This window comes from Dolichospermum sp. UHCC 0260 (assembly GCF_009711985.1).
GTDB classification, from domain to species: Bacteria; Cyanobacteriota; Cyanobacteriia; order Cyanobacteriales; family Nostocaceae; genus Dolichospermum; species Dolichospermum lemmermannii.
In genome coordinates this window covers 19,821-32,812 of sequence record NZ_VIKZ01000053.1, presented here as the reverse complement: position 1 = coordinate 32,812, position 12,992 = coordinate 19,821, and the positions used below count along the sequence as shown (strand labels likewise).

General features: G+C 37.5%; 7 protein-coding genes. 3 read left to right on the top strand and 4 right to left on the bottom strand.

All coding sequences use genetic code 11. From position 1 onward, the window contains the following. Positions 1 to 41: 41 nt before the first annotated feature. Positions 42 to 680: a transaldolase family protein gene (locus FJR08_RS18275; RefSeq protein WP_015083222.1), complete on the top strand. Its 639-nt coding sequence runs from the start codon at positions 42 to 44 to the stop codon at positions 678 to 680. A gap of 586 nt (positions 681 to 1,266) precedes the next feature. On the opposite strand, the gene FJR08_RS18270 is transcribed toward FJR08_RS18275, so the two are convergent. Together FJR08_RS18270 and FJR08_RS18265 are read right to left on the bottom strand one after the other, a co-directional pair. Beyond that, positions 1,267 to 3,534, bottom strand: a complete 2,268-nt coding sequence (locus FJR08_RS18270; protein ID WP_168634129.1) for an MASE1 domain-containing protein — start codon at positions 3,532 to 3,534, stop codon at positions 1,267 to 1,269. Positions 3,535 to 3,918: 384 nt separating this feature from the next. After that, positions 3,919 to 5,622 (bottom strand): ABC-F family ATP-binding cassette domain-containing protein, encoded by a 1,704-nt coding sequence (locus FJR08_RS18265; RefSeq protein WP_168634128.1) that lies wholly within the window; start codon positions 5,620 to 5,622, stop codon positions 3,919 to 3,921. A gap of 526 nt (positions 5,623 to 6,148) precedes the next feature. On the opposite strand from FJR08_RS18265, the gene FJR08_RS18260 reads away from it, so the two are divergent. Further along, positions 6,149 to 8,341: a cation:proton antiporter gene (locus FJR08_RS18260; RefSeq protein WP_168634127.1), complete on the top strand. Its 2,193-nt coding sequence runs from the start codon at positions 6,149 to 6,151 to the stop codon at positions 8,339 to 8,341. A gap of 40 nt (positions 8,342 to 8,381) precedes the next feature. Beyond that, positions 8,382 to 9,053: an AMIN domain-containing protein gene (locus tag FJR08_RS18255; RefSeq protein ID WP_168634126.1), complete on the top strand. Its 672-nt coding sequence runs from the start codon at positions 8,382 to 8,384 to the stop codon at positions 9,051 to 9,053. Between the two features lie 168 nt (positions 9,054 to 9,221). Here the strand turns inward: FJR08_RS18255 and FJR08_RS23750 are convergent, their stop codons facing one another. Together FJR08_RS23750 and FJR08_RS18245 are read right to left on the bottom strand one after the other, a co-directional pair. Continuing rightward, positions 9,222 to 11,867 carry a formylglycine-generating enzyme family protein gene (locus tag FJR08_RS23750; RefSeq protein ID WP_168634125.1) on the bottom strand — a complete coding sequence of 882 codons (2,646 nt, stop codon included), beginning with the start codon at positions 11,865 to 11,867 and terminating at the stop codon, positions 9,222 to 9,224. Next, positions 11,860 to 12,990 carry a MoxR family ATPase gene (locus FJR08_RS18245; RefSeq protein WP_168634124.1) on the bottom strand — a complete coding sequence of 377 codons (1,131 nt, stop codon included), beginning with the start codon at positions 12,988 to 12,990 and terminating at the stop codon, positions 11,860 to 11,862. Before FJR08_RS18245 ends, FJR08_RS23750 begins: the two co-directional genes overlap by 8 nt. Positions 12,991 to 12,992: the final 2 nt, after the last annotated feature.

Here is a 12,992-nt window from a genome sequence, read left to right as displayed (position 1 = left end):
CTGCTGTAAAGTAATCCTGGAAAGAATTAATCAGGGTTATTATGGCACTTTATTTAGATTCAGCTATTGCCGCAGAAGCCGAAATTGTTAAACATTGGGGTTGGGTAAAAGGTATCACCACCAACCCCACATTGTTAGCACAAGCCAACACCCCACCAGAAACCACCCTCAAAACCTTAGTTTCCTTAACTTCAGGTCCGGTATATTATCAACTCCTCGTTTCAGACAAAGAGAAAATGATAGCCCAAGGGAGAAAAGCTTTTGAAATTATTGGTTCTCAAACCATCTTAAAAATTCCTGCCACACCCCTAGGATTTGAGGTAGTAGCCACCCTTTCCTCAGAAATCACCTGTTCCGTCACCGGCATTTACAGCCCCGCACAAGCCGCAGTAGCCAAGGAAGCGGGGGCAAAAATCGCCATAGCCTATGTCAATCGGGCTGAACGCTTGTTAGGAGACGGTATTGCTTTGGTACGAGATATGGCCAGTATTCTCAAAGGCAGTAATGTGGAAATTTTAGCAGCTAGTATCAAGTCACCAGCAGAAGCAGCCGCGTCTCTCCAAGCCGGTGCTAATCATCTCACCTTACCATTGGCAATGTTGCAAGCCATAGCAAGCCATGAATTTTCCAATCAAACCGTGATTGATTTTGCGGCTGGAGGAATCGGCTTAACAATTTAAATTAATAGCCTCTAGTATATACTCCAACACCATTAGTGAATAAATGAAGGGTTTCACCCCTCATCCTTAAAACCTTGATTTTCCATAATCAAAATATTTTAACATTGGTTTTATGGTCATAGACAAAATGGCTTAAAAACCAGTGAAATCAATCTATATCGGGGATGATGGGTGTGACCCCCTATTAATTATTCCCGGAAAATATAGATTACAAACTGTTGGCAATGAACAAATAAAAAATTTAAAAATAAATGCCAAATTGGCAACCATCATGAAACGAACCAGGCTAAATTATATGAGTCGAGCAAAAACAAGGGATTCGTTAAGAGACTGAATCAATTAGCAAAAAGCTCTTGTTAAGATTGCTTAAAAAATAAATAGAATTAGTATTTGCTGCCTAGGAATACCTGCCAAGTATAGACGTTATCGTTAACCTGCAAATTACCCCCCTAATTAACGGTTCTCGTCTGTATGAATAAAGTTCCTAATCGCTTCAGCAGCAAATGATAGAGTGGGAGAGAAAGGCGCTTGGTAATGCCTCCTCCCACTCTCTTTTTTTGGGTACTTTTTAGAAGTCATGCAGCTTTTAATCTGTTGATTCTGACTGATAAATTCTGTGTTGAAAAAGTCTTTTTTGCACCAGTTGAATTGATTCTACAATTGCTTCTAATTTGACAGGCTTAGGAATAAAATCATCCATACCAACAGATAAACATTCATCTCTGTTTGACTGCATTGCATTGGCAGTCATAGCAATAATATAAGGACGATTAGTTTTACCCCATTCTTGATAAATTGCTTCTGTTGTTTCTATCCCATCTAATTCTGGCATTTGTATATCCATGAAAATAACATCATATATCTGTTGTTTTAATGCGGTTAATACCTCAACCCCATTATTGACAATATCTACTTGATATCCTAGTTTCTGAAATAATTTCTCAGCAATTTTCTGATTAACAATATTATCTTCAGCAATCAATATTTGTAAAGGAAATTTCTGGGAGAAATGGGTATCAAATTTAATGACTGGTTTTTGGATATCTTGATTTTTGGGGGTGAGAAAATCTAGCTCTACACTAAATAGACTACCTTGGGATAATTTACTAATGACTTTAATTTCACTACCCATTATTTGAGCTATTTTTTGACTAATTGCTAAACCTAATCCTGTGCCTTGAGATTTAAGTTTACTTTCTCCTACTTGCTCAAATGGTAAGAATATTTTGGCTAATTTTTCAGAGCTAATTCCCACACCAGTATCTGTGACTTGGAAGTTTATTTTAGTTAAATAAAATAACTCATTTTTTGGTTCTTGACTAATAAAATTAACAATCAAAGTTACTTTACCTGTATCCGTAAATTTAATAGCGTTTCCTAATAGATTTAGCAAAATCTGTTTTAAGCGTTTTTCATCGGTATGAATAATAATAGGTATTTTTTGGTCAAATTGATAGATAAAATCAATATTTTTTTCCATTGTAGAATAACGACAAATTTCGACTATCCCTTTCAAAAAATCAGGAAAGTTAAAATTTTGCAGTTCTAGTGCCATTTTTCCAGCTTCTATTTTAGAAATATCTAAAATATCATTAATTAATGATAATAAATGGACACCTGATTGATAAATGATTTGAATATCTTCTTTCTCTGATGTTGTTAATTTTGGTGAATCTTGAAAAATTTGAGAAATTCCTAAAATACCATTTAATGGTGTCCGCAGTTCATGACTCATGTCGGTGAGAAATTGACTTTTGTAACGGTTAGCATCTACAGCATTTTGTTTTGCTAATTCTAATTCTAAATTTTGCTGAATAAGCTGTTCTTTTTGTTGCTCTAATATTTCTGCTATTTGCTGAAGTTCTAGCGATTTATCAAATAATTCCATTTGCGAATTTTTTAGGATTAATATTGCTGTTTTTCTTTCACTAATCACAGCATTTAACACAAGTGTTGTTAAGACAATTACCCCAATAAAGCATTGTAGTAATAAAAGAGAGTCATTTAAGTTAGAACGATTAAATGCTCCTAGTCCTCTAACTGTTCCTAAAATAGCCATTACAGCTACAAGTACAATTAAGTTTGTAGCAGCTAGTTTCCCAAACCGAAAAACTGCCCAAACTAAACAAGGAATAATCATGTATTCTATAAAATAGTTACTAAAAAAAGCATTTTTACATATAATAATAACAATTGTTAATAAGAGTAAAATTTCGATAATTCCCCAAAAAGTTCTTGATTTTAGATTAATTGCAAATTCTTGTTTATGCGTTAAGAAATATTCTTTAAATAACTCTCCCCAAGTTAGTAATGCTGGAGTAAAAATAAAGATTCCAGCTACGTTAGATATCCACCAAGTTACCCATACATTGGTAAAGTCAATAATAGATATTTTTCCTCCTAATGTTAATGCTGTTACTCCCGCAGTCGCATTCACAATTGGTCCAATCATCCCTGTGAATACTAAAAATTTTCTCATGTCGCTTAGTCGTTCTAGAGGAGAGGGTGTAGCAACTAATTTGCGAAATAGGAAACAACCCAGTAATATCCCAGAAGTTGTACCAATAGCAATTCCTAAAACCTCTAAAATTGAAGAAATGAGCGTAATGATATTGGTTGGATTAATAAATGCCCAAATATTTGCTAAGAATGACCCAATTAATACTCCTGGCCAAATCCAATACCCAAAAAGTAATATAGCAGCAGTAGCAAAACCATCAGGTGGCCAAACTGGTGTAACATTTTGGGGCGTAGAAGCGAGAATTCGAGAAAATTGTGCAGTTTCGTAGTAAACTAAAGCTAAAACTGCTATCCATGTAGAACGGACTGATATAAATCCTAAGTTGAATCTCATTAATTCATAATTGTATTTGACAGTAATATACAATAGGCATCTCCGGTAATTAAATGTGCGTGGTTTGAAACCCTTGTAGAGACGTTCTATAGAACGTCTCTACATTCATTTTCACCAGAGGTCTAATTGTTCAACTCTCTGTTAGTGTGATATCCATAACTGTAATCACTATTTTTACTTTTGATCAACAAAAACAAGCTGATACCCAGTCAGAAAAAAACTGAAGAATATGGACATCAGAGGAGCAACTGAATAATACAGGATATTTTTCTGATTTTTAGCAGCATTTCTCTAGTTAACCCAGGAAATCCCCCTTTCTATATTTTATAGTTGATCAGAAAAGAGGGATACAAGGATTTACGGTTTTGGAGATAATTGCTTATTCTACTTCTGCTTTGCTCCAGCTTTAGCAGCTTTAGCAGCTTTAGCGGCTTTTTTAGCAGCTTTTTCAGCTTCTGCTGCTGCTAATTCTGCTTGTTCTTTCTCTTCGGCTTTCTTATCGAGATAGTAGTGATAATCTCCTAAATAAACGCGAAATTCACCATCACGAATTTCGACGATTTTGTTAGCTACTTGGGAGATAAAATAACGGTCGTGGGAAACTACCAGGGCTGTACCATCATAGTTTTGCAAAGCCTCTTCCATCATCTCCTTTGCCGGAATATCTAAGTGGTTGGTAGGCTCATCCAGAATGATTAAGTTCGCTGGACGTAAAAGCATTTTTGCCAATGCTAACCGAGCTTTTTCACCTCCACTCAATGCCCCAACTTTCTTAAATACGGTATCACCAGTAAATAAGAATCTTCCTAACAGTGTACGAACTTCTTCGTTTGTCCAGTTGGGAACTTCATCATGAATTGTTTCCATGACGGTTTTATTTAAATCCAACGCTTCCGCTTGGTTTTGCTCAAAGTAACCCGGAATAACGTTGTGATCACCTAATTTCACAATCCCTTCTGTGGGTGGTTCAACACCCATCATAATTTTTAATAGTGTGGATTTACCCGCACCATTGGGACCGAGAAACGCAATTCTGTCTCCTCTTTCCACTAGCAGATTTGCCGACAAAAACAGAATTTTATCCCCATAAACATGAGTCAAATCCTTAATTTCTACCACTTCTCTACCGCTACGACTAGCATCAGGAAAACGGAAATGCAGAGTTCTTACTCCGCCTGTGGGAGCTTCGATGCGTTCAATTTTATCTAGTTGCTTTTCTCTACTTTTCGCTTGGGTACTGCGGGTAGCACTGGCGCGGAATTTATCTACAAATGCTTGTTGTTTTTCTAATTCTTTTTGCTGACGTTCGTAAGCGTTAAGTTGTGCGTATTGATTTTCCGCTTTTTGTTGTAGGTAGGATGAGTAATTACCCAGGTAAGAACTGGAAACACCCCGTTCAGTTTCCACGATTTGGTTACACAGACGATCTAAAAATTCCCGGTCATGGGAAACTATCACCATGGGGGTAATTAAACCGCGCAGGTAATTTTCTAACCACTCAATGGTTTCTAAATCTAAGTGGTTTGTCGGTTCGTCCAGTAGTAACAAGTCGGGTTTTTGCAGGAGAATTTTCCCTAAACTCATCCGCATTTGCCAACCACCGGAGAAGGCACTAACTAGGCGATCGCCATCTTCTAGTTGAAATCCCATCTCTGGTAAGATCTTACCAATCCGCGAGTCTAAGTTATATCCGTCTAAAGCCTCAAATTGACGCTGTAACCTATCTAACTGATGAATTAGTTCATCTAACTCTTCTGGATTAGCAGTTTCCATTTCATGAGGGATATGAGCTAAAGCCATCTGCACTGCGTTGGCTTCTTTAAATACAGTCCAAAATTCTTCTCTGACTGTACGAGTGGGGTCAACCTCAAACTCTTGGTTAAGATAAGCTATATGTAGGCTGGAAGGGCGAATAATTTCGCCAGCGGTGGGTTCAATCTCCCCAGAGATGATTTTCAATTGGGTGGATTTTCCCGCACCGTTAACACCAACTAAACCAATCCGATCTCCTGGTTTGACTTCCCAGTTGACATCTTTAAGAACTTCGCCTGTAGGATAAATTTTACTGATATGTTCTAATCGCAGCATGAAGCGTCTCGTAGGTAGGGGACAGGGGGCAAAGCTAACGCCGTATATAATCTTAACAAAATTTAACGCCTTATGTACAATTTTTTGGCTAATTCTTTCCTAGAGTCAGGAGGTAGGGGCGCAGGCTCTGCGCCCTTTGTCAGCAGAAAGAAGAGAGAAGAAGAAAAACGGGGTTTACCAGCAAGTGTTGTACATGACAACTGAGACCTTTTTGCAACTTTTAGTTATAGTATTGTTTGACAATTTCTGGGTTATTATTGCCTTTTTTGAGGAAATAATTTATTGATCAAAGGTTCTGATCACTTTATTCTCTTGTTCTAGGTTTTATGCTTGCTAATTCTCAATTTTATTCGCGGTTTAACAATAAATTAATACTGATTTTTTGAGGCAATTAAGATAGTAAATTAACAATAATTAACATCTTAAATTAATAAAAATAGCCGAAAATATATCTAATTAGGTTGACAATTTACACTCTTGTAAATAATTATCATAGTGAACCCAGATAATCGTTAATGAGGAAAATATGCACACAGTTGTTCTCGTTCTAGTTCAGGTGTTAATTGTAATTGGACTCTCCCGACTTGTGGGACTGGGATTCAAAGTAATTAAACAACCATTGGTAATTGGTGAGATCTTCGCTGGTATCATGCTTGGTCCATCATTATTTGGTTTAATTGCTCCCGGTTTAGCACATAGCCTGTTTCCCCCAGAAACAATGCCTTATTTGAATGTTTTATCGCAAATAGGGCTAATATTTTTTATGTTTCTGATTGGGTTGGAATTAAATCCTAAATATCTGAGTGGTAACTTAAAAACTGCCATTCTCATTTCTAATCTCAGCATTATTGTTCCCTTTGCTTCGGCTTTTGGATTATCTTTCCTCCTTTATCCTTTAGTTTCTGGCAACAATGTAAATTTTGCCCCTTTTGCCTTGTTTTTAGGGGCAGCCATGTCAATTACCGCCTTTCCTGTATTGGCGAGAATTATTACCGAAAATAACTTACAGGGAACTCGGTTAGGGACATTAGCCTTAACTTGTGCGGCAGTGGATGATGTGACAGCTTGGTGTATTTTAGCCGTAGCGATCGCTGTCGCTCGTCACGGTAGTATTGATCAACAAGCTATTTTCACCATTGTTGAAAGCATTGTTTATATTGGCTTCATGTTCACAGTTGGACGGTGGTTTCTCAAACGGTTAAGCAAACATCATCGTCGGGCTGGACGTTTGAGTCAATTCGTTCTCGCTGTAATTTATATGGGAGTTGTGTCCTCTGCCTTAATTACTGAATTTATCGGCATTCACCTAATTTTTGGGGCATTCTTATTAGGCGCAGTCATGCCCAAAGATGAGGGATTAGTCAGAGAATTAGCCATCAAAACTGAAGATTTTGTTCTCATCTTTCTGTTACCAATCTTCTTCGCCTACAGTGGTTTAAAAACACAAATTGGTTTACTTAACAGTCCTCATTTATGGCTATTGTCAGCCTTGATTTTATTAGTGGCAATTGGCGGTAAGTTTACTGGTGCTTATATAGCTGCTCGGATTAGTGGCATTGACAAACGCGAAGCATCAGCCCTGGGTTGGTTAATGAATACTCGCGGTTTAACCGAGTTAATTGTCTTGAACATTGGTTTAGAGTTAGGCGTAATTACCCCCTTACTTTTCACCATGTTAGTAATTATGGCTTTGGTGACAACATTCATGACTTCACCATTACTGGAATGGACTTATCCTAAGCGCCTAATCAGATTAGATATAGTTGAACCAGAAGCAGAAATTCCCTCAGAAGCTGTACCAGCCCCCAGCGAACCTTACCTCATCCCATATCGGATTTTAGTCCCAGTTGCCAATCCCAATGCCCAAAAAGGTTTGTTACAGTTAGCAACAGCGATCGCAGTCAACAACCGACAACCTGCTATTGTTTATCCCCTCAGTTTTATTGAACTCGAAGAAGACTATGGCTTTGAAAGTACCCCCACCGAAGCCGACAGACTGATTGCCGAGCGTCGCCAAAAATTAGAAGAATTAATCGCCACCCTAGAACCACCACTAACACGTTCCTGTATCCATCCCATAGTTCGCATATCTAGCAATGTTGCTAGAGAAACAGCACAAATAGCCAAAATTGAACAACCCGATTTAGTTCTCGTCGGTTGGCATCGTCCAGCTTTTAGTAACAATCGGTTAGGGGGAAGAGTCGGACAAATCCTGGGGACTACACCAGTAGATGTCGCCGTATTTGTAGATAAAGGTGGCGAACGGTTAGAAAGTTTATTAGTTCCCTACTCTGCCAACATTCATGACGATTTAGCATTAATTATCGCCCTCAGAATGCTGATTAATCGTGATACTTGTATGTTACAAGTTTTACAAGTCTTTAAAGGCAATCATGTCCAAGACGAATTAAGTTATGAACTCAACACCATGATTGAGCAGTTACCCAAAAGTGTCCGCGATCGCATTGAAATTAAAACTGTTACATCCCCAGAACCAATCCAAGCGGTAATTACTGCCTCAGAAAATGTTGATTTAACCATTGCTGGTACTAGCCGTCTGTGGGGAATAGAACGTCAAACCCTGGGAAGATACACAGATCAACTCGCCATCCAATGTCGTTCTTCATTACTCATTACCCGTCGTTACAGTCAAGTTACCTCACACCTCACCGCCCTTTTACCAGCAGTTAATACCCAAGAAATAATTCGTAATTCTTAATTTTTGCCAACCAGGTACTATATTGAAGCACCACTAAATTATGAAAACAATAACTAATAAAATTCTTCCATCTATCGGGGTAAGTTTATGTGGTTTAATCACCCTTACCCCCAATATCAGTATTGCCCAACCAATCGCACAACTTAATAATTGGGAATTTAACCCCAAATCCCAGCAGTTAGAAATTAATATCTCCACAACTGCAACACCCCAATATTTCTACCTTGCCGAACCACCACGTCTGGTTCTGGATTTACCTAATACCAAATTGGGTAAAGTCCTCACCCAAAAAGAATATGCCGGTGCAATTCAGAAAATTCGTATTTCTCAACTTAACGCCAATATTACCCGCATAGTTCTTGACCTAGCACCAGGAACCAAATTCCAACCCAACCAAGTACAACTTCAACCTCTTTCTCGACAAAAACCCACGCGCTGGGTATTCAATCCTCATCTTACCTTTTCTCCCGCTAACAGTCTGTTAACACAACCCACTACCACCCTACCACCATCCACAAATCTCACAACTAACTCCCAACAACCCTTAATCACCGTCCCACCTCTAAATTCTCAAAACCCCCCAGTAATTACCAATTCACCCCTACCTGCCGCTATGTTGACCCCACCTTCAGAAAACAAAAATAGTTCTCCAAATAAACTCAAAGAAATTCCCATAATTGAATTTGGGCAACCTTTACCTAAGAATCTATAAAATAGTAAAAATATAAAAAGTACCGCCTTGTTAAACGCCATTCATCTCACTCCCAATCTCTGACTGGGACAGAAACTTCATCCTGTACATCCTTAAATCCTGGATATCCTGATTCAGACATTTTTTAATCCACTTTGTCAAGGCAAGAAGGCAAAAAACAAAACGCAACTAAGTCCTGGAAGCTACACGCACAACTCGAAAACCGTTGTAGTTGCTGTCAAAGTTGATGTAGTCGCGAGACGCAGAACGACAATCCCTAGTATTGAAGTACCAAGAACCACCACGTAGTACCTTTGAAGCGTTGTCTTGACCAATCCAAGCACTTCCATTTTTAGGCGCATTTTTATAATTATCATGCCAGCTATCTTCACACCACTCCCACACATTCCCGTGCATATCATATAACCCAAAATTATTCGCTACTTTGAAATATCCCACTGGTGTTGTTTGTTGGCGATATTCTCCTTTAACTCCATCACCATAAACATAATTACCATCATAATTAGCTAATTCTGTGGTGATTGTTTCCCCAAAATGAAATGGTGTGGTTGTTCCTGCACGACAAGCATATTCCCATTCTGCTTCTGTGGGTAAACGGTATTCTCTGCCGGTTTTCTGACTTAATCTGGCACAAAATTCTTTAGCATCTGACCATGATATTCTTTCCACTGGTCTTGTCCATCTATCTATCCCCTCATAATCATCTTTAAACCTAGATGGGTCAGGCTTTAATTCTTTCTCTATTTGCTCCCATTTTGCCACTTCTCGCCATTGTTTTTGGGTAATGGAATATTTACCCATAAAAAAGCTAGAGACGGTTACTTGATGTTGAGGAGATTCTCTTTCAAATCTATCTAATTCGGTTCTATCTAATTCGGTTTTTGGCGAACCCATGAGGAATTTTCCCCCAGGTATTTCCATGAGTTCTAAATTTACCCCTTCAGCCAATTCTTCAATTACGCCAATACCTTGTTTTTGTTGCTGCTTAACGACCCAGTTTTTAGATTTACCCCGTTTTGACTCCCGTTCTAAAGTTGCCACCACAAAATCAAAAGTATGAGTTTTGATAATTTCAATAGTAGCAACTTCAACAGTACAGGTTTTTAATTCTGGTTCTTTTGTTATATCTCCTGAAGAAGTAATTGGTTGAATTTTGGAAGATATAGAATTTGCCAATTGGGCATATTCACCCCCAAGATTGCGGAATACATCTACAGCTATTTGTGCAAAGGGCAGAACTTTCTGTTTATCGGTTTCAATTTCAGGTAATAAATCTATAAGTGCGGTAAAACTATTAACTGATAAACCAATTCTGTCACCAATATATTTAGAAACAGCATCTAAAACATTGATTGTTTCATTAGTTGCCATTGCCTGATTGAGTACCTTTCGCACACTAGGTAGAAAATCATAAACTCTAGCTTTTCCGGCTTTATCTTCCTTAGTAACATAAATTAATCCCCCCATATAAACTTCTGCCACATGAACAGGTTGGGCTGCTTTTAAACAGGTTTTTCTAATCAGATTAACTACAGAAATATCTACAGGTGCAGCAGCCATCATTCCTGCTAATCTTTGGGCTGTGAGAGATGCTGTATTTAGGAATTGTTTAACGATTATTTTCGCTTGTTCTTCTTGACCTAACCCCCCGTCCCCCTTCCCTGCGAGGGAAGGGGGGGAATTTGTTCCCTCTCCTTCTAGGAGAGGGTTAGGGAGAGGTGAAGAGAGGTATTCTAAATCAAATAAATAAGTAGAAATTCTAGTATTTCCAAAACCGGCAATTACTCGCGCCCAAAGTTTTAATATTTGTGGGTCTAAATTGAGAACAGGTAAAATTAAAGTTTTATGCCAATTAATATTTAACCAAAAAGGTAAATCATCTAAAATTAATTTATTATTAGCAATACCAGGATTTAAGGCTTTAGCAAAAAGTTTACGTCCTAATGATAATTGGGTACTATCCCATAATCGTTCAGGAAAGAATTGGACAACAGCAGTAGGTTGAGATTCCGACCAATCTTTTAACCATTGATGAAAAGTGGGATTTTGCCAAAGGGGAGATACACAATCACTAATAAGTAAAGTTAAACCCCGTTTATTTGGATGAATCAATTCCCGGTGCTGATGTTGACGTTGTTCTAATTTACCTCCTTTTTTACGACGAATGAGCATTAAATTATTATTTTGAGATTTAATAGTCCAAACTCGAATACGCCGAAATGCCCCCTGATTTTCGAGAATTTGTTGAAATTCATCTATTAATTCTTGCCAAATAAAAGCAGAACGGGATTCTTCAACTACTAATTCTAAATTTAGCCATCTTTCCAGTTCTGATTTCCTAACAGGTTGCCAAATATCCCTTTCAATAATGCGGTTGACAGTAGCCTCTTCATCTAAAATGAATCTCGTCATAGAAGGAACTTTGTGCTTGAGGGGACGCATTGCCCGACCAATTTCTAAGGAATTTTGAATAGTCCGGGCTGCGGGGACTTGAAACGGAAATCTTGATGTTGGGTTTGTTATTCCTGAATTTTGATTATCTGGTTTTGTTTCTGGTGGTTTCGGATAAACATTAATAACTTCATTTTTTATAGGAGTACCTTTAGCAGATTCTATTTTTCCATCATCAATTATTTTTGGTTCTGGTTTTGTGATTGTTGGTGCTTTTGATTCAGCAATAACTCCTATTTGCAAAGCCAACCAAATACTATCAGCAATATCTTCATCATCCAATGACAAATTGTGCAGTAATCCAGCCTGATCTAATCGGCGAATTAAGCTTTCAATCATTGCATGAGAAGATAATTTATTCATTTTCTTCTTCAGCCTCTAAATCTTCAACTGCACCTAAATCTGTAAGCAATTTCTCAATCAACTTACTTTTACTATCAATACGTCCTTTTGTCACCATAAAAATAGCATTTAATAATTGGTCTGTTGCTAATGTTTTTTCTGTTTGTTTATCATTAAAATCATTAATCAAATTTTTGATATTTTCAACGAAAAACTCTGCCTTTAGTTTGTTGACTAATTCTATTTTCTCTTCTTCTTTTTTTGTTTCCTCTTCTGTCAAGTTAGCCAAAATAAAATGAGCCGTAACAATGTTAATTAAATCATCTATTGACGGTGACTTCATTGTTAAACGCAAACAACGACGCAAAAATGGCGCTGGAAAATCACGTTCACCATTACTGGTTAAAATCACAAAAGGAAAATGTGTACAGGTAACACGGCCATTTTCAATTTCGGTACTAATATCTTCTTTAGTTGTGTCTTCTGTTTCATCACTATAAGCTGTACGGACTTTAACCTTGGGTACTTCTTCCTTAATTCTATTTAATTCAGGAATTTCAAAACTGCCTTCTTCAAAAAGACCCAATAAATCATTAGGTAAGTCAATATCACTTTTATCTATTTCATCAATTAACAGTATACGCGGTCTAGTAGCAGGTAAAAAAGCTGTTCCTAGTGGTCCCAAGGTAATATATTTTTCAATTATTTTCAGTTGGGCTTTTTTATTATCATCTGACAATTCTGAAAAATTCTGTTGTTTTTGTTGTTGAACTTCTTGCAACCTCGATATGGCATCATAACTATAAAGTCCATCTTTTAGAGTAGCGCGAGTTGTAATTGGCCAGTAAAGAACTTCTCCTAATTTGAGTTCTCTAGCTACAGCATAAGCAAGAGATGATTTTCCTGTACCTGGTTTACCTGTTATTAATAATGGTCTTCTTAGATATAATGCAGCATTGACCATTTCAATTTCTTCTGGTCGAATTTGAAAAGTTTCTCCTCTTTTTTTGCGTCTATTTTCCCCTGGTTTGCTATCTTCCCCAAAAGGTCGCCAACTTGGTGGTTTTGGTAAGTCGGTGATATGATCATGGGGTGTGGTATTGTTTCCTTGAAATATTTTCCAGTCTTGATTAGTGTTGTTCATAA